The sequence below is a fragment of the Enterobacter sp. Y17 genome, assembly GCF_019730495.1.
Lineage (GTDB): Bacteria > Pseudomonadota > Gammaproteobacteria > Enterobacterales > Enterobacteriaceae > Enterobacter > Enterobacter asburiae_B.
Window position 1 is genome coordinate 1,948,365 of the sequence record NZ_JAASKP010000001.1, and the last position, 19,169, is coordinate 1,967,533.

A 19,169-nucleotide genomic window follows, 5' to 3' on the forward strand; every position below is an offset into this window, starting at 1 on the left:
TGCTTAATTTTGGCTGATTTACCCTTCTTTGCAATCGCTGAAGGTTAATCAAACGGCGGTGGTGCCAGCACCTCGCGGTTACCGTTATGCCCCTGCTCGCTCACAATACCCTGCGCTTCCATCTGCTCGATGATGCGCGCTGCGCGGTTATAGCCGATGCGGAACTGACGCTGCACGCCAGAGATGGACGCTTTGCGTTTTTCGGTAACGAAGTTAACCGCCTGATCGAATAACGGATCCAGCTCTTCGCCGCCGTCGAAGCCACCGCCGCCGCCTTCGCTTTCCGTGTCGCTGGTAATACCGTCAACGTATTGCGGACGACCACGCGCCTTCCAGTCCTGCACGACGGCGTGAACTTCCTCATCGCGGACGAACGCACCGTGGACACGCACCGGAGAGGTGGAGTTCGGGCCGGAATAGAGCATATCACCCATACCCAGCAGCGACTCTGCGCCGCCCTGGTCAAGAATGGTACGGGAGTCAATTTTACTGGATACGGTAAAGGCGATACGCGTCGGGATGTTCGCTTTGATAAGACCAGTGATCACGTCCACGGAAGGACGCTGGGTCGCCAGCACAAGGTGAATACCGGCCGCACGCGCTTTCTGCGCCAGACGGGCAATCAGCTCTTCTACTTTCTTACCGACGGTCATCATCAGGTCAGCGAATTCATCGACCAGCACGACGATATAAGGCAGCTTTTCCAGCACCGGATGCTGGGCATCCATGCTGTCACCCGGCTTCCAGTAAGGATCCGGGATCGGACGCCCCATGCGCACAGCCTGGGCAATTTTCTCGTTATACCCGGCCAGGTTACGCACGCCCAACGCAGACATCAGCTTGTAGCGGCGTTCCATCTCATTGACGCTCCAGCGCAGGGCGTTGGCGGCGTCCTTCATATCGGTGACCACTTCGGTCAGCAAATGTGGGATGCCTTCGTAGACCGACAGTTCGAGCATTTTCGGGTCGATCATAATGAAACGCACATCTTCCGGCTGCGCTTTATAGAGCATGCTGAGGATCATGGCGTTCACACCGACAGACTTACCGGAACCGGTGGTACCTGCTACCAGCAGGTGAGGCATTTTGGCGAGATCCGCGACTACCGGATCGCCAGCGATATCTTTACCCAGCACCACGGTCAGCGGAGATGGGTTATCGCGGAATTTGGTGTTATCCAGCACTTCACGCAGGTAGACGGTCTGACGTTTCTTGTTCGGCAGCTCAAGGCCAACGTACGGTTTGCCCGGTATCACTTCCACCACTCGCACCGCAACGGTCGAGAGAGAACGCGCCAGGTCGCGGGACAGGTTGGAAATACGCGCGGCTTTAACGCCAGGCGCCAGGTTCAGTTCAAAACGGGTGATCACAGGACCCGGCGAGTAGTTCACCACGTCCGCCTTGATGCGGAAGTCAGCCAGACGCGCTTCAACCAGACGCGCCATCTGCTCCAGCGCGAAGGTATCGACCGGCTCCACTTCTGACGGCGGAGGCGTTAACAGATCCAGCGACGGCAGCGGAGTGCTTGGACGCTGCAGCGGACGGCTGTCACCGTTACGCATCAGCAGCGGGTGAATCAGACTTTCCTGCGGCTGAGGCGCAGGCTGCTGGAACTGCGGCGGCTGTGGTGGCTGCTGCGGTTGCTGAACAGGTTGATGCGGCTGCGCATACGGCTGCTGAACAGGCTGCTGCGGCTGCGCGTAGGCCTGTGGTGCCGGCTGCTGGCGCACAGGCTCAGCTTCCGGCATCACGCTCGGGGTAAATAAAGGCTCGCTCGGGCCATCATCCACCAGATCCTTCATCGGCGAGAATTCAAAATCAGACAGCGAGAACGGATTTGCACCAGCCGGTTGTTCACCTGAATAGCGCTGCTGCTGGGTGGCGGCAAACTGGCGCGCCAGTTCTGCTTCAGCCGCGTCCTCTTCGTCTTCCAGCATAGGTTCATCGTGCTGGTATTCATTACCGTAGCGCTGATTCTGCTGCGCGGCGAACTGACGGGCCAGCTCGTCCTGCTGCATTTCATCGGCGTCATCTTCGTACTCAGGCTCGCGCGCTTTCTCTTCCGCCATACGCTGGGAAGGCAGCTTGATGCCATAAGAGGCAAGCTCACGGCGGGTTGGAACGCGAACGCGGTTAGGGCGAGGCAGTTGCGGACCAATCCCCTCCTTCACCTGAGGACGTGGCGCGCCCCCTGTTGCCAGGCTAAAGACAGGTGCAGCCACGGCAGCGGCCGCGGTAGCCTGCTTCACGCTTTCCGCTACGGGTGCGACTGCAGGCGTCGGGTCGATCGGTGGAACGGAAACAGAAGGCGCTTTCGTCACCGGCTCCTGCACCGGTTCAGGCACAGGCTGGTACCAGGCCGCCAGCTGCTCGCGTTCACGCGCACGACGCTCTTCAACTTCTTCAAAATAGTACATTGGTGGACGAGAGGGTTTTACCTCTTCCACGATTTCAGGTTCAGGCTGCGGCTCTACATAAGGCTGCACAGGTTCAACCGGTTCAGGCACATACTCCTGATAAGGTTGGGCCACAGGCTGTTCATAGTGCGGGGACTCTTGCGGTTCATACGCAGGCTGCGGCGGCTGATATGGCTGCTGCCACTGCTCCTGCTGCACAGGGATGTAGCTTTCAGGTTCAGGCGCGATAACCGGCTCCGGCGTGTGAACGCCTGGCGCAGTCTGCCAGTCAACCTGAGGCTGCTGAATAACGGATTCCGGCGGCGAAACCGGCGCGGATGGCATCACGGCGTCGACAGGCGCGGCATACGCCTGCGCAGCGGTCGTCGCGGCTGCGGCGGCTGCAACCGGCTCGGTAACCGAATGGCCATTTAACAGCGGATCGTATTCGTCGAAGTCACCCGGAGTGGCCCGGCTGCCGGAGAAGAGCACATCGTCAGGATCGACGGCGACACCCGCAGCGCGATACGCCACCTGCTCGTCTTCATCCATGCGTTTACCGGAGAAGAGCGCCGCATCGGTTTTACGACCCAGCGGGTTGGCAAATTTCTCTGCAACACGCTGACGACGCGCCAGCGCGCCGCGCAAAATACGCGCACGACGAGACTCGCGACGCTGCACAGGCGCGTCATCTTCCTCTTCATCTTCGTATTCGTCTTCATCAACCCACGTATCGTCACGGCGGGTACGGTTGCTGGCGAAAGTCAGAATGGTGAGGATAAAACTTCCGATCTTCTCAGCAATGCTCACCCAGGACCAGCCGGTAAACAGCGTCAGCCCGGCCGCCCAGATGCAGAGCAGCGCCAGCGTGCCGCCGCTGCTGTGCAGCATCGGCTGCAGCGCAGAACTGAGTAAACTGCCGATCACTCCGCCAGAGGCGAAGTACCAGATATCATCCGCATTGATTGCCGCCAGCCCGCACGAGGTGAGGATCAGCGCCAGCGCGCCAATCAGGCGCAGCGACACGGCAAAATAGTCGATGTAATCATCGTTCTGACGATGACGCCACGCAAACCAGCATCCGCCAATGATAATGACGGGAAGGGTGTAGGCCATCACACCGAAAATGAAGAACAGCGTGTCCGCAAGCCAGGCACCGGGGACACCGCCTAAATTATGGATAGGCTCATGCCATGCAGTTTGTGACCAGCTGGGATCTGAGGGGTTGAAACTGAGTAAGGCTGCCATCAGCCAGACGGCAAAAAGGGCAATAACAATCAGCAAAGCCTCGAGGAGACGACGTCCGCTGCTTAGCTTCGATAGTGTGACTTCTTTGTCTTCAGTGTATTCCTGGCTCAAAAAAGGCTCTCCAGGTATCAGGCATATCCTGCCTTTTTGCTAAAACGGACAACAGCGCCGGGACTCCCCGGCACTGTTGCTGTATGGATTAACAGGAGTGTAATCAAACTACGCTGATTTTGCACCTGTTCCGTGTTAGCGCGTCTTAATAACCAGACGATTGCTCTGTTTGACCTCTTCCATCACCACATATGTACGGGTGTCGTTCACGCCTGGCAGACGCAGCAGGGTTTCCCCCAGCAGCTTACGGTAGGCGGACATATCAGGCACACGGGTTTTCAACAGGTAGTCGAAATCACCGGATACCAGATGACACTCTTGAATTTCTTCAAGTTTTTGTACAGCGGCGTTAAATTGCTCAAACACATCCGGCGCACCACGATTCAGAGTAATCTCAACAAATACCAGAAGTGAGGCATCCAGATAATGCGGGTTCAGCAGAGCAGTATAGCCCTGAATGAAACCCTGTCTTTCCAGTCGGCGCACACGCTCAAGGCACGGCGTCGGGGAAAGTCCCACACGTTTTGAAAGCTCGACGTTGGAAATACGCCCATCCTTTTGCAATTCATTAAGAATGTTACGATCGATACGGTCGAGATCTTTGCCAGGGCGCTTCTTGCTATCTACCATTATTATTGTCTCTCTGTATTCCTTCCCTACTCCTGCCTGGACCCTGTGCACATCACTGTTCAGAGCCTGTACCCGTTAGTCATCACATCGCCTGGTTTTGTATTAGACGCGATGCGGATTCGGGTTCTGTTGGTAAGAAGACCGTTGCCCGAAGGCAGTCACCGACATCACGTATGGCGTCTGTCCACGCCATGCGTAGATTTCACTGACCCGGTAAAAATGGCATTTACGTGCATGCCTATGCGGCATACGGTTAACGCGGTTTTTTTTCTTCCTTGAATGTTTTCGCAAAAGCGCAGGGGATTGTCAAAGCAAAACATCGTTTTTTAGTACAACATGCCGGATATTCATTACGGCAGGGTATTAATCCTCATTTTATTGCCTTACAAACGACCGGTTTTCAGGCGAAAGCGTGATGTTATAGCGCCTCATTCATCGCCCGTGGCTATTACACAGATTGATATCAAAATTGCTGCGCTCTTTTTTTACGACAACAAATTCCCTACAATCCAGCCAAATGTCTGCCAACAACAATGGGGATCTCATGGGCACGGCCAAACACAGTAAGCTGCTAATCCTTGGTTCTGGACCTGCGGGATATACCGCAGCGGTCTATGCTGCACGCGCTAACCTGCACCCGGTACTCATCACCGGCATGGAAAAAGGCGGTCAGCTGACCACCACCACCGAAGTGGAAAACTGGCCAGGGGACCCGAACGACCTGACCGGGCCGCTGCTGATGGAACGTATGCACGAGCATGCCGCTAAATTCGAAACTGAAATTCTGTTCGACCACATCAATAAGGTCGATCTGCAGAACCGTCCGTTCCGCCTGACGGGCGACAGCGGCGAATACACCTGTGACGCGCTGATCATCGCCACCGGCGCCTCTGCCCGTTACCTCGGTCTGCCATCTGAAGAAGCGTTCAAAGGCCGCGGCGTCTCTGCCTGCGCAACCTGTGACGGTTTCTTCTACCGTAATCAGAAAGTCGCGGTCATCGGCGGCGGCAACACCGCAGTGGAAGAAGCGCTCTACCTGGCGAACATTGCCTCTGAAGTGCACCTGATCCACCGTCGCGAAACCTTCCGCGCGGAGAAGATCCTGATCAAACGTCTGATGGATAAAGTGGCCAGCGGCAACATCGTGCTGCACACCAACCGTACCCTGGAAGAGGTGACGGGCGACCAGATGGGCGTTGCCGGTCTGCGTATCCGTGATACCCAGAACACCGATAACGTCGAAACGCTTGAAGTGGCGGGTCTGTTCGTGGCGATCGGTCACAGCCCGAACACCGCGATCTTCGACGGTCAGCTGGAGCTGGAAAACGGCTACATCAAAGTGCAGTCCGGCATTCACGGTAACGCGACCCAGACCAGCATCCCGGGCGTGTTCGCGGCTGGCGACGTAATGGACCATATTTATCGTCAGGCGATCACCTCTGCGGGCACCGGCTGTATGGCCGCGCTGGACGCTGAACGCTACCTCGATGGACTGGCTGAACAAGGTAAATAATCTTTACAAGTCAGTAACAAACGTAAATAAAGGCGGCGATAAGTCGCCTTTATTGTCTCCCCGTTGTAACATTGCGCTGCCCAATTTCTAATAACGTCACCTGCAAAGTACGCAATGGAAAAAACCCGTCAACAAGAGTTAACACGCTGGCTGAAACAGCAAAGCGTTATTTCCCGCCGCTGGCTTACGATTTCCCGTCTCCTGGGGTTCGTTAGCGGTCTGTTGATTGTTGCCCAGGCATGGCTGCTGGCCCGCATTCTTAATCACATGATCATGGAGAACATCCCGCGCGAAGCGCTGTTGCTGCCTTTTATTGTCCTGATCCTGATTTTTATCCTGCGCGCCTGGGTGGTGTGGCTGCGTGAGCGCGTCGGTTTTCACGCCGGACAGCACATCCGCTACGAGATTCGCCGCCAGGTGCTCGATCGTCTTCAGGAAGCCGGGCCCGCGTGGATCCAGGGTAAACCTGCCGGTAGCTGGGCGACGCTGATCCTTGAGCAGATTGACGATATGCACGACTACTATGCGCGCTATCTGCCGCAAATGGCCCTTGCCGTCTTCGTTCCGCTGCTGATCGTGATCGCCATCTTCCCGGTGAACTGGATGGCTGCGCTGATTCTGATGGGCACCGCCCCGCTGATCCCGCTGTTTATGGCGCTGGTCGGCATGGGTGCAGCGGATGCCAACCGCCGTAACTTCCTGGCACTGGGTCGCCTGAGCGGTCATTTCCTCGATCGTCTTCGAGGCATGGAGACGTTACGCATTTTTGGCCGCGGTGAAGCAGAAACCGAAAATATTCGCCTGGCATCGCAGGACTTCCGTCAGCGCACTATGGAAGTTTTACGCCTTGCATTCTTGTCTTCAGGCGTTCTGGAATTCTTTACCTCGCTGTCGATTGCCCTCGTAGCGGTCTACTTCGGCTTCTCCTATCTCGGCGCGCTGGATTTCGGCCATTACGGCACGGCGGTAACCCTTTCTGCCGGCTTCCTGGCGCTGATCCTGGCCCCGGAGTTTTTCCAGCCGCTTCGCGATCTGGGAACCTTCTATCACGCCAAAGCGCAGGCAGTTGGCGCAGCCGATAGTCTGAAAACGTTCCTGGAAACGCCGCTGGCACACCCGGAGCGGGGTGACGTGACGCTGAATGCTAAAGACCCCGTGACGATTGAAGCGCAGGACTTTTCTATTCTATCACCCGAAGGCAAAGTGCTCGCGGGTCCGCTGAACTTTACCTTACCTGCCGGACAACGGGTGGTGCTCGTCGGCACCAGCGGTTCCGGTAAAAGTTCTCTGCTGAATGCGCTATCCGGCTTTATGGCCTACACGGGTTCACTGCGGATCAACAAAACCGAACTGCGCAACCTCGATCCAGACGCCTGGCGTAAACAGCTTAGCTGGGTGGGCCAAAACCCACAGCTTCCAGCCTCAACGCTGCGCGAAAACGTCCTGCTGGCGCGCCCGGACGCGCGTGAAGATGAACTGCAGTCGGTGCTCGACCGCGCCTGGGTCAGCGAGTTTCTGCCGCTGCTTCCGCAGGGGGTAGATACCGTGGTCGGCGATCAGTCCGCCGGGCTGTCGGTCGGACAGGCGCAGCGCGTGGCCGTTGCCCGCGCGTTGTTGAATCCTTGTCAGCTGATGCTGCTGGATGAGCCCGCCGCCAGCCTGGACGCGCACAGCGAACAGCGCGTAATGGAGGCCCTGAACGCCGCCTCCCGGCAGCAAACCACCCTGATGGTTACCCATCAGCTGGAGGGGATTGCCGACTGGGACCAGATCTGGGTCATGGAGAACGGCCGTATTGTTGAGCAAGGCGATTACGCCTCTCTCGTTGCCGCCCAGGGACCGTTTGCCGCCCTGCTGGCGAACCGTCAGGAGGACATCTGATGCGTGCTCTGCTGCCTTATCTTGCGCTCTATAAACGCCACAAATGGATGCTGACGCTGGGGATTGTGCTGGCGATTGTCACGCTGCTCGCCAGCATTGGCCTGCTCACGCTTTCCGGCTGGTTCCTGTCGGCCTCGGCCGTCGCGGGCTTTGCCGGTTTATACAGCTTCAACTATATGCTCCCGGCTGCGGGTGTTCGCGGTACCGCCATCACGCGGACTGCCGGACGCTATTTCGAACGGCTGGTCAGCCACGACGCCACTTTCCGCGTGCTGCAGCACCTGCGCATCTACACCTTCAGCAAACTGCTGCCCCTCTCCCCTGCCGGGCTGGCGCGTTTTCGTCAGGGTGAGTTACTTAACCGTGTCGTTGCGGATGTCGACACGCTGGATCACCTTTACCTGCGCGTGATTTCCCCGATCGTGGGCGCGTTTGTGGTGATTGTGGTGGTCACGCTGGGGCTGTCTGTTCTGGATGTTTCCGTTGCGCTGACGCTGGGCGGGATCATGCTGCTGACGCTCATCATTCTGCCGCCGCTGTTTTACCGCGCCGGGAAATCCACCGGGGAAAACCTGACGCGCCTGCGCGGGGACTACCGCCAGCAGCTCACCTCCTGGCTTCAGGGGCAGGCAGAGCTGACGATTTTTGGCGCCAGCAAGCGCTATCGCGCCCGCATGGAAAGTACGGAGCTTAACTGGCATGAGGCCCAGCGCCGCCAGTCGGAGCTGACGGCCTTCTCTCAGGCGCTGATGATGTTAATCGGCGGCGTGGCGGTGATTGCCATGCTGTGGCTGGCTTCCGGCGATGTCGGGGGGAATTCACAGCCGGGTCCACTTATTGCCCTTTTCGTCTTCTGCGCGCTGGCGGCGTTTGAGGCGCTGGCCCCGGTAACGGGCGCCTTCCAGCATCTGGGCCAGGTGATCGCCTCTGCCCTGCGCATCACGCAGATTGCCGAGCAGGAGCCTGAAGTCACGTTCAGTGCCGGGCAGACCGCGGTACCAGAGCAGGTTGCGCTGACGCTTGAAGATGTCACCTTCGCCTATGACAAACAGGCGCAGAACGCGCTGGACGGTATCAACCTTTCTGTTAATGCAGGACAGCGGATGGCGATCCTCGGCCGTACCGGCTGCGGTAAATCGACGCTGCTGCAGTTGCTGACCCGCGCCTGGGATCCGCAGCGCGGCCAGATTCGTTTTAATAACACGTTGCTGACTGATTTCAGCGAGCAGGCCCTGCGCAAGACGGTGAGCGTCGTTCCGCAGCGCGTGCATCTGTTTAGCGCCACACTGCGCGATAACCTGCTGCTGGCCGCGCCAGAGGCCTCTGATGATGCGCTTCGCGCCGTGCTGGAGCAGGTCGGACTGCAAAAACTGCTTGAGGACGACGGGCTAAACAGCTGGCTGGGCGAAGGCGGCCGTCAGCTGTCCGGCGGTGAACTGCGCCGTCTGGCCATTGCGCGCGCGCTGCTGCACGATGCGCCGCTGATGCTGCTCGACGAACCCACCGAGGGGCTGGATGCCACCACCGAGAGCCAAATCCTTGATTTGCTGGCGAATGTCATGACCGGCAAAACCGTGCTGATGGTCACACACCGCCTGCGCGGACTGGCGAGTTTTGATCGGATAATTGTGATGGACAACGGACACATTATTGAGCAAGGTAGTCACGCAGAGCTGTTGGCGAAACAGGGTCGCTACTACCAGTTTAAACAGCGTCTGTAGACTATATTTGTAGCGTCCTTACTCGCGTACTGGAGTTTTGCTGTCATGCGCCTGGTCCAGCTTTCTCGTCATAACATCGCGTTCCCTTCTCCGGAAGGGGCGCTGCGTGAGCCCAACGGGCTGCTGGCCCTTGGTGGTGACCTCAGTCCCGCACGGCTTTTGATGGCGTACCAGCGCGGTATATTTCCCTGGTTTTCCCCCGGCGATCCGATTTTATGGTGGTCCCCCGATCCGCGTGCCGTGCTGTGGCCAGCGCAGTTTCACGCGAGCCGCAGCATGAAGCGTTTCCATGCGAAATCACCCTACCGCGTCACCCTCAATCACGCCTTTGGTCAGGTCATTGAAGGCTGCGCTGAAGACCGCTATGAAGGGACATGGATAACCCGCGATATCATTACCGCCTACCACCAGCTCCACGAGCTTGGCTACGCCCACTCTATCGAGGTGTGGGAAGGCGGAGCACTCGTCGGCGGCATGTACGGCGTGGCGCAAGGCACCCTATTTTGCGGCGAGTCGATGTTCTCTCGTACGGTTAACGCCTCGAAAACCGCACTGCTGGTCTTCTGCGAGGCGTTTGCCCAGCGCGGCGGAAGCCTGATTGATTGTCAGGTGCTCAACGAGCACACGGCCTCGCTGGGTGCTGTTGAAATCCCGCGACGCCAGTATATCGAGCATCTGGACGTCAGCCGTCAGGAGAAGCTCCCGCGCGACTTCTGGATACCGAGAACGCTCTTTATGCCCAATGCCTAAATGTTTTCCGCATATTTTTTGTGAGGGTGTTATAATTATGCCGCAGAGTAGCTTCTGCCTGTTGCCCCGCCGCCGTTTGGGACCCTCGCTTCAGATAACGTCCTGACGTTTATCCTGTTGTCTCCCCTTTACGAATGCGCTTCCTGTTCGGTTGTACCGTGACGCTTGGGCAATGCGCCGAAACTGTTTTGCTGCGTTTTAATCGCGCAATTCTTTACTTAATTGATGAATTTCGGCATTATCTTGCCGGTTCAAAACTTGGTAGTGATACCCCAGAGGATTAGATGGCCAAAGAAGACAATATTGAAATGCAGGGTACCGTACTTGATACGTTGCCTAATACCATGTTTCGCGTAGAGCTGGAAAACGGTCACGTGGTAACTGCGCACATCTCCGGTAAAATGCGCAAAAACTACATCCGCATTTTGACGGGCGACAAAGTGACTGTTGAACTGACCCCGTACGACCTGAGCAAAGGCCGCATTGTCTTCCGTAGTCGCTAATTGTTTTCGCCTGTAATGGCAGATGAATATTAATTAAGGCCGGGATTTTCCCGGCCTTACTTTTTTGTGCTGCAGGCTATTATTTGAACAATTATTTGGCCGTTCGATTCAGCGTCAGGGCTGTCTGTTCGACAGCAATGCCTTTTTAATGGCTGTGTCTTGCTAAGCTATCAGCCGTTTGCCACCTGATAACCTATATTTATCAAAGCATCAAGCTCGTCTTTTGCAAACAACCTTGCCCGGTAGCATTCACCAGGGAACTCTGGATAGCCATCCATCGAGCAAATCAGATCGTAGATTGTGGCAATAATATGGCCTGTTGCATCGCTGATAAAGAAAGAGCGTGCGTGGTTGGTGTAGATGCCATAGTAGTCACCATAATCTATTGCTGCCCCCATAAAATCAGTGACCTGAGGAACACGATCGGAGGGTAACTGGATAATGCTACCTGCCTGGGTTGCTGTATTGGCGACGAGATCAACAGCATAGAACATGACTCTCGCAGGATCGGTTTTGTAAGAATCAGCCGTTGAATCACGTGTAATATCTCGAGTCACCGCATTGCCTTCATTATCCACGCAGGAGCGATTATCAAAGAGCGAAAGAACAAATTTTCCTTCAGTCTCATTGCTTAACCCAGCAAAAGCGCTATTTTTAGTGACGAATACGGTATGAGCGCCATTTTCAAAACTCTCAATACCGGAAGTATCTATCTGCGTAACGCCCTGTCCTGCTGCGAAATTACTGTTAAATCCCCCGGTATTAATACTCCATAATATCTTGCCGTCGGCAGGAGAAATACCAAACGTCAGGCCTGCAGAGCGAGTATGGACAACAATCGCTTCAGCATTTGCCTCGCCTGCGGGGATCCAGGAAAGCGAGTTAAGGTGAGCATCGTTTGTGGGGCTATTATTCAGGATCTGAGTATTATCAAATGCACGGGTATAATTTTTTGCCCACAGCATCACGCCTGTCTTTTCATCAAATTTTAAAATTGATGCGTCCTGTCTCATCGTGTTGGTCGAACGGTCCGGGTTATCATTACCAATCATGAAAAGATTATCGGCGGAATCCCAAATCAGATCGTGTGTGTTAGCATAGCGGTTACCATCGCGGTCACGTAAATCAAACTCCAGAATCTCGTTGCCCAAAATATCGATTTTGAAAAAGCGTCGCCCATACCAGTGTTCATCTTCATCACTGCCGATATAGAAATAACCATTATGCGTTTTTAGCATCTGATTACGGTAGGGCTGAGCATAATAGCAGCGAAGATCGCCGTTCCGGTCGTAGCCATCACAATTGGTAGTCATTAACCAACTGTTTCCCCATACGGTCGTGAAGTTAGCGGGATCAGTTTGCTCAATATCGATATGGAAAATCGTCCCATCGCGGTAGAGTTGTTGCTGTGTGCTTACCTGGATGGTTTGATTAAAAACTTCCACTCCGCTAAGGTTTTTAAAGACAACCTGCACCTGGTTAAGGTAGTTTGCATACAGCCCAATAACCGGAATTTTTATCTCAGGTAAAGAGACAATGTCATTTGAAGAATACGTAAAGTCTAAACTTGTCGTGCTAGTCGATCTTCCCAGTACCGTATAGGAATATGTTATCGCCTCATCAATTATAAACTTCAGATAGACCGCAAGCTGGTTGTTAGCAGGGGCGAGTTCCATTCCAAGATAGGTAATTGCCATATTATTCACCTGTTGTTAATTATTACTGTGTAACTTCTTTTACTCGCATCTCATTCACCTGTTGGGGAATGATCTTATTTCCTTTCACCAGATAATCAATAACCGCATTGGAAAGGTTATATCCACCTTTTACCTGTTTGTTCTGACCATCAATGAATGCAGTAAAGCCATCGCCACCAGGAGCAAGGAAACTATTTGTCGCTACACGATAGGTTTCAGAGTCTACAATTGGCTTGCCATTAAGCGTAAGTAGCACAACGCGTTGCCCGACAGGTTTATGTTGGTCGTAGCGCATTTCCAGTCCTTTCGACATCTGCAAAACACCGTTAGTGAGTGACGCACTGTGCTCCATAAGATTTCGTAAGGATTTCCCATTCAAATCCATTACGGTAAGCTCATTTGGAAACGGGAACGCGCTAATAACATCGCCGAGGGTTATCGGACCGGCATTCAAATCAGCACGCAGACCACCTGAATTAGTGAGCGCCAGTTGCGCATCAGGCGCAGCAGCAAGCATTGCATCGGTAAATAAATTGCCCAGCGAAGATGATTCCCCGTAGGCGCGCGTAAGCGTAACAGGCGTCTCTCCAACTTTTTGGCGAACCGTTTCGGAGAGCTTTTTATTCCAGCTATCAATAACACTCTGAGTTGCCGGATCGGGTTTCCATTCATCAGCGTAAAGGGTTTTAAGTTCGAAGCTTTTTATTTTGTTGTGATGTTTTTTTAGATCCACATCCAGGACCAGTTTACCAATATCAATCCCACCGCTGTCAGTCGAAAGCACCAGCGTGTTACCTACTTTAAGCGGCTCCGGTGTTCCAACATGCGCATGTCCGGTAATCAGAATATCCAGTCCTTTCACCTGCTTCGCCGTCTGGATATCCTTATCAAGGGCGCGTTTGACATCAGTATTGCCGATACTGGACTGGCGTGCAGGGAAACCTTCATGCATGAGTGCAACGGTTATATCTACTTTTCCACGTAGTTCATCCAGATAACGCTGGAGATATTTCACCTCGTCACGCGCTTCAATGCCCTGACGCATTGACGATGAAACGGTATCATCAAAAGCGAATACGCCATGCAACCCAATGACCCCAATTTTAATGCCATCCTTTTCAAGGATTGTATACGTCTTATTCCAGAAAAGGACATTACTATTTTTATAAAACACGTTACCTAACAGTATCGGGAATTTAGCCTGACTGAGCTGTATCAGCGTATTATCCCAACCATGGTCGAACTCATGATTGCCGACAGACGCAGCATCAAATGACATTGTATTCATAATATCTATGATTGCCCGCCCTTTTGTCAGGCTGCTAATGTATGGACCGGTAAAGTAATCTCCAGCATCGAAATAAAAAGTAGCCTTATTCTTTTGCTTTTCTTGCTTGACGTAAGTCGCAATATTTGCGAAGCCACCGACAGCTCTTTTACCTTCTGCAACATAAGGAAGTTTATAGGGCTCAACATGTGCATGCAGGTCATTGGTATAAATGACGGTAACGTCCTGCGCTGGACTTAGCGAAGCATATCCCGATAGTAATAAAACCGCGATTACTGTTTTTTTCATTTTTTAACTCTCGAATTAAAGAAAGAATTTCATTATCGATTAGCAAAAAACAGATTTTGTGAACCTTCTCACGACATATGAAAAAGGGAGACGCGAAAATTTACGACTAACAGAATCAGTTGGTGAAGCACATGGAATCCGCTCCAAAAATAGATCTCAATGTTTGTAAAAGCTGGTCATGTCCAAATCTCGGAATACCAGATGCGAGTGATTATGTTTTTCCTGTTTATCGTCTGGGCTACGCTGCACTTGAATGTCAAAAATGTGGCAGTCTTCCTCCACTGTTTAATGCAAAAGAATGTGACGAGTGGTTCAGTCAATTCATGCAACGAAAATTAGGAAATACAGGACAAGGTTGTCCCCGCTGTTTTACAGCGCACATCATTCGCTATGGATACACAAAAGCCAGAACACCCCGCTTTCAATGTTGTACCTGCCGTTATGTATTTACTCCACACTATGACAATGCTGTAGGCCGGAATAAAAATATCACCCTTCTTTCCCAGCTCGAACAAGGGGTGCACTCTGGTGAAACGACAAACCAAAGGGTCCTTGCGCAAGCGGTTAACGGGTTCGAGCACGATCTGCATGTTTCACTCCCTGCGCTAACAAGGGTGTCAACGACCACAATGGTTATACCGTTTCAGGGTCATTCTGCGAGACAGAAACTGTATGTTGTAATCAGTGCCGATGCTGACTCCGGCAAAATTATTCAAATAACAACCAACTATTGCGACTGGAAGGCAGGTGATTCATTGCTCTATCAGGGTTCTAAGTCTTTCTCTTCTTCAATACTACCGTCGAGCGACACCGATCTTATTCGGGAGCAAGAGATGCAATTTCTTAAACGGAGTCAATTTGATGAAATTCAGTACGGTAGTGCCGAGCTTAAGCGAAACGACCGGGGAAGCATGGTCCGTCCTGTCATTACCATACACAGTCATTTCCAGAGATTAAAACGACGCTTCCCGGGTGTAACCGATCATTATCTCGCCCATGAGTGCGTTTTGCGCGGCGGGGCTATAACTGCCTGGTCAACAGAAGTCCGACTTGGGAAAACCGATCTTTGGTTTGTGTCTGAAAATATTGAAAACGCCAACCTCTCTGACAAAGCATTTTGCCTTACTGGTAGCTGGAAAATGGGATGGTGGAAAAATGTGTGGCAGCGTTGGGATAATGGCGAGATATGCAAGATGATTGGCCTGCTGACCGGACAGCAAAGTACAGCGGAGCCCGCGTTGATTTCACTTGCATCCTGCACTGCATTTGCTGTCTGGCTGAAATCCCATCCATGGTCATTACAGTGTCATAACTTTGGGGCGCGGGTAGTGAGCCAGCATTTAGTGGGTCTTGGCTGTATTTATAACCAACAGATAAAGGAAAATTCAGGCCGTTAAGGGCTACATAACGCGAGCTGTACGGCAGCGAACTGAAAGCGAACTGCACTATTTTTTATTGTCATCAAAAGTTATTAACGTCTTCCTGTAACACCTACTTTTCCGAAGATTAATCCATTTGGCGTCAGAGGAACTCCCCCGACGCCTCGGATCGACGTCAGGAAATAATGTGAATTACCGTTTTTGCACTTTGAGGTGCAACGACATCTGCGGCCATCGAATGCGTTATGTCATGCAGCAGTCCCGTCAGGTGCGGCAACATATCGCGGTCAAAATGCGATACCAGCAGTATGTGGTTTAACGCCCGGCAGTAATCACACTGTGCTTCGGTGTCTTCCAGCAACCACTCTTTTTGTCGCGGTTGTTCTGCTTCATCCTCAAATTCCACCACCTGAAAATCACGCATTGATTCTTTGAGGCCGGATTTCATTTCTTCCAGATACGCTCCCAGGCAGCGACAGACGGGCTGCGTTTGTGGGAGTGATGTGCAGTCGAGGAGGATTTCAGTGAGCAATTTGCAGCGCTCTGCAAGGGTTGGGAGATCGGGGTTGAGGGAGAGTTCGCTGTAAAGCAGTGAAAGATTGTTATGTTCCATTTGATTTTGACTCCGTGTGAAATGATGAGATCTCCACCCGAACGCCAACTCAGGTGGCAGACTGAACCGGTTTGGCGTACCGACCCACACGGGAAAATCGGCGCTTCAAAAGAAGCCCCGGTTCAGCCCACCATAATTGAGTCTGCGGATTATATCGCTAGCTTTCAAAAGTGTGAACGAACCTGATGATAGTTGACGTATCAACATCATTTCTCGTGTGTAATCAGGACGCCAATCCTGACACCTGATTTTGCAGGTGCGCCGCCATTTTATTACTGTGGATTTATCCAGCAACTGACTTCGAAAGAAACTGGAAAGCGCCTCGCAAAATTCCTCTGCGGCCTGATGCCCTCACCCCAACCCTCTCCCACAGGGAGAGGGAGAAAACCCTAAAAACGACAACACTGTTGTCGTTTTGCTTTTACCTTGGCAGGCATAAAAAAACCGGGCAAATGCCCGGTTTTTTAGATTAACGTTTAACTCAGTGAGCCGCTTCCGGCTTGTGCTTCGCCGCACTCTGGAAATCATACGTCAGTTCGTTCTTCGCCTGGTCCAGCGCCACGGTCACCTGACCGCCGTCCACCAGCGAGCCAAACAGCAACTCGTTCGCCAGCGGTTTCTTCAGGTTGTCCTGAATCACGCGCGCCATCGGACGGGCACCCATCGCACGGTCGTAGCCTTTCTCGGCCAGCCAGTTGCGGGCCTCCTGGCTCACTTCCAGCGACACGCCTTTCTGATCCAGCTGAACCTGCAGCTCGACGATGAACTTGTCCACAACCTGATGGATCACCTCGGTAGACAGGTGATCGAACCAGATAATGTTGTCCAGACGGTTACGGAACTCCGGCGTGAAGATCTTCTTGATCTCCTCCATCGCATCGGTGCTGTTATCCTGGTGGATAAGGCCGATGGATTTACGCTCGGTTTCACGCACGCCGGCGTTGGTGGTCATCACCAGCACCACGTTGCGGAAGTCCGCCTTGCGCCCGTTGTTGTCGGTCAGCGTCCCGTTGTCCATCACCTGCAGCAGAATGTTGAACACGTCCGGGTGCGCTTTCTCGATTTCATCGAGCAGCAGTACCGCGTGCGGATGCTTGATCACCGCGTCGGTGAGCAGGCCGCCCTGGTCAAAGCCCACGTAGCCCGGAGGCGCACCAATCAAACGGCTGACGGTGTGACGCTCCATATACTCGGACATATCAAAGCGCAGCAGCTCAATGCCCAGCGCTTTGGAGAGCTGAACCGTCACCTCGGTTTTCCCTACGCCGGTCGGGCCAGCGAACAGGAAGGAACCGACAGGCTTGTGGTCATGCCCCAGCCCGGCGCGGGCCATCTTGATCGCTTCGGTTAAGGCCTCAATGGCTTTATCCTGACCAAAGACCAGCATTTTCAGGCGATTGCCGAGGGTGCGCAGCGTGTCGCGGTCGCTCTGAGAAACGCTCTTCTCAGGGATACGCGCGATGCGGGCCACCACGGACTCAATATCCGCCACGTTAACGGTTTTCTTACGCTTGCTGGCCGGCATCAGGCGCGCACGCGCCCCCGCCTCATCAATCACGTCAATCGCCTTATCCGGCAGATGACGGTCGTTGATGTATTTCACCGCCAGCTCCACCGCGGCACGGACCGCTTTCGCGGTGTAACGCACGTCGTGGTGCGCTTCATACTTCGGCTTCAGGCCGTTGATGATCTGCACCGTTTCCTCGACGGACGGCTCGGTCACGTCGATTTTCTGGAAGCGACGCGCCAGCGCACGGTCTTTCTCAAAGATGTTGCTGAACTCCTGGTAGGTCGTGGAGCCAATCACGCGGATCTTGCCGCTGGAGAGCAGCGGTTTGATCAGGTTCGCGGCATCCACCTGGCCACCGGAGGCCGCACCTGCGCCGATGATGGTGTGGATCTCATCGATAAACAGGATGCTGTTGGTGTCCTGCTCCAGCTGTTTCAACAGCGCCTTGAAGCGTTTTTCAAAATCACCGCGGTATTTGGTGCCCGCCAGCAGCGAGCCGATATCCAGCGAGTAGATGGTGCAGTCGGCAATCACTTCCGGCACGTCACCCTGCACAATGCGCCAGGCAAGCCCTTCGGCAATCGCGGTTTTACCCACGCCTGACTCACCCACCAGCAGCGGGTTGTTCTTGCGGCGACGGCACAGCACCTGGATCGCGCGCTCCAGCTCTTTATCGCGACCAATCAGCGGGTCGATACCGCCAACGCGAGCAAGCTGGTTAAGGTTGGTGGTGAAGTTTTCCATACGATCCTCCCCGCCTGCTTGCTCTTCATTGTTATTGACCTGATTGCTGGAATCCGATGCCTGGTTAGGCTCGTCTTTGCGCGTTCCGTGAGAAATAAAGTTAACCACGTCGAGGCGGCTGACTTCGTGTTTGCGCAGCAGGTAGGCAGCCTGTGACTCCTGCTCGCTGAAGATGGCGACTAAGACGTTTGCGCCAGTCACTTCGCTACGCCCGGAAGACTGGACGTGGAATACCGCGCGCTGCAGCACGCGCTGGAAGCTGAGCGTCGGCTGCGTGTCGCGCTCTTCTTCACTGGCTGGCAGCACCGGTGTGGTTTGTTCGATGAAGGCTTCGAGTTCCTGACGTAGCGCCACCAGATCCACGGAGCAGGCTTCCAGCGCTTCGCGGGCAGATGGGTTGCTAAGCAGTGCGAGCAGTAAATGCTCGACGGTCATAAACTCATGTCGGTGCTCACGCGCTCTGGCGAAAGCCATGTTTAAACTGAGTTCCAGTTCTTGATTGAGCATAGGCACCTCCCCCAATTTTATGCCTTATCAGGCCTTTTCCAGCGTACACAGCAACGGATGCTCGTTCTCCCTCGCATAGTCGTTCACCATCGCCACTTTGGTTTCCGCCACTTCGGCTGTGAAGATGCCGCAGATAGCTTTGCCACGATAATGAACGGTAAGCATCAGTTGCGTTGCACGTTCTACATCATAAGAAAAGAACTTTTGTAGCACGTCAATAACAAATTCCATCGGCGTGTAATCATCGTTCATTAACATAACTTTATACATAGATGGCGGTTTTAGCGCGTCGCGCACTTTGTCTTCCGCCAGCTGGTCGAAATCCAGCCAATCGTTGGTCTTACCCATTATGCATAACCACTTTGAATCTACCTCAGATGTTAGATAACA

At 53.8% G+C, this 19,169-nt stretch carries 13 protein-coding genes; 6 read left to right on the plus strand and 7 right to left on the minus strand.

What is annotated here, in order from left to right; translation table 11 throughout:
* Positions 1-44: 44 nt before the first annotated feature.
* Together HCH49_RS09155 and lrp are read right to left on the minus strand one after the other, a co-directional pair.
* Complete coding sequence (locus HCH49_RS09155; protein ID WP_221702548.1) at positions 45-3,755, minus strand: DNA translocase FtsK 4TM domain-containing protein; 3,711 nt, start codon at positions 3,753-3,755, stop codon at positions 45-47.
* A gap of 135 nt (positions 3,756-3,890) precedes the next feature.
* Positions 3,891-4,385, minus strand: a complete 495-nt coding sequence (gene lrp / locus HCH49_RS09160) for a leucine-responsive transcriptional regulator Lrp (RefSeq protein WP_000228469.1) — start codon at positions 4,383-4,385, stop codon at positions 3,891-3,893.
* A 544-nt stretch (positions 4,386-4,929) separates the two neighbouring features.
* Between lrp and trxB the strand changes: the two genes are divergently transcribed.
* The 5 genes from trxB to infA all read left to right on the plus strand — a co-directional run bounded on the left by trxB (position 4,930) and on the right by infA (position 10,753).
* Positions 4,930-5,898 (plus strand): thioredoxin-disulfide reductase, encoded by a 969-nt coding sequence (gene trxB / locus HCH49_RS09165; RefSeq protein WP_032638969.1) that lies wholly within the window; start codon positions 4,930-4,932, stop codon positions 5,896-5,898.
* A 114-nt stretch (positions 5,899-6,012) separates the two neighbouring features.
* Entirely contained in the window at positions 6,013-7,779 is a 1,767-nt protein-coding gene (cydD, locus tag HCH49_RS09170; protein WP_221702549.1) for a heme ABC transporter permease/ATP-binding protein CydD, read from the plus strand.
* Positions 7,779-9,500 (plus strand): heme ABC transporter ATP-binding protein/permease CydC, encoded by a 1,722-nt coding sequence (cydC, locus tag HCH49_RS09175; RefSeq protein ID WP_048979707.1) that lies wholly within the window; start codon positions 7,779-7,781, stop codon positions 9,498-9,500. Before cydD ends, cydC begins: the two co-directional genes overlap by 1 nt.
* 45 nt (positions 9,501-9,545) lie before the next feature.
* Positions 9,546-10,250: a leucyl/phenylalanyl-tRNA--protein transferase gene (gene aat / locus HCH49_RS09180; RefSeq protein WP_221702550.1), complete on the plus strand. Its 705-nt coding sequence runs from the start codon at positions 9,546-9,548 to the stop codon at positions 10,248-10,250.
* Positions 10,251-10,534: 284 nt separating this feature from the next.
* On the plus strand, positions 10,535-10,753 hold the full coding sequence (gene infA / locus HCH49_RS09185; RefSeq protein ID WP_002211347.1) for a translation initiation factor IF-1: 219 nt from the start codon (positions 10,535-10,537) through the stop codon (positions 10,751-10,753).
* A gap of 170 nt (positions 10,754-10,923) precedes the next feature.
* On the opposite strand, the gene HCH49_RS09190 is transcribed toward infA, so the two are convergent.
* Positions 10,924-12,450: an aryl-sulfate sulfotransferase gene (locus HCH49_RS09190; RefSeq protein ID WP_221702551.1), complete on the minus strand. Its 1,527-nt coding sequence runs from the start codon at positions 12,448-12,450 to the stop codon at positions 10,924-10,926.
* Positions 12,451-12,472: 22 nt separating this feature from the next.
* Entirely contained in the window at positions 12,473-14,026 is a 1,554-nt protein-coding gene (locus tag HCH49_RS09195) for a bifunctional UDP-sugar hydrolase/5'-nucleotidase (RefSeq protein WP_221702552.1), read from the minus strand.
* A 122-nt stretch (positions 14,027-14,148) separates the two neighbouring features.
* Between HCH49_RS09195 and HCH49_RS09200 the strand changes: the two genes are divergently transcribed.
* On the plus strand, positions 14,149-15,423 hold the full coding sequence (locus HCH49_RS09200; RefSeq protein ID WP_221702553.1) for a hypothetical protein: 1,275 nt from the start codon (positions 14,149-14,151) through the stop codon (positions 15,421-15,423).
* A 157-nt stretch (positions 15,424-15,580) separates the two neighbouring features.
* On the opposite strand, the gene HCH49_RS09205 is transcribed toward HCH49_RS09200, so the two are convergent.
* From HCH49_RS09205 to clpS, 3 genes are all read right to left on the minus strand, one after another.
* On the minus strand, positions 15,581-16,018 hold the full coding sequence (locus HCH49_RS09205; protein WP_213787506.1) for a hypothetical protein: 438 nt from the start codon (positions 16,016-16,018) through the stop codon (positions 15,581-15,583).
* Positions 16,019-16,499: 481 nt separating this feature from the next.
* Positions 16,500-18,779 (minus strand): ATP-dependent Clp protease ATP-binding subunit ClpA, encoded by a 2,280-nt coding sequence (clpA, locus tag HCH49_RS09210; protein ID WP_008499992.1) that lies wholly within the window; start codon positions 18,777-18,779, stop codon positions 16,500-16,502.
* A 27-nt stretch (positions 18,780-18,806) separates the two neighbouring features.
* The gene (clpS, locus tag HCH49_RS09215) at positions 18,807-19,127 is read right to left on the minus strand and encodes an ATP-dependent Clp protease adapter ClpS (protein WP_006174393.1); all 321 of its coding nucleotides are present in this window, start codon (positions 19,125-19,127) and stop codon (positions 18,807-18,809) included.
* Positions 19,128-19,169 lie beyond the last annotated feature (42 nt).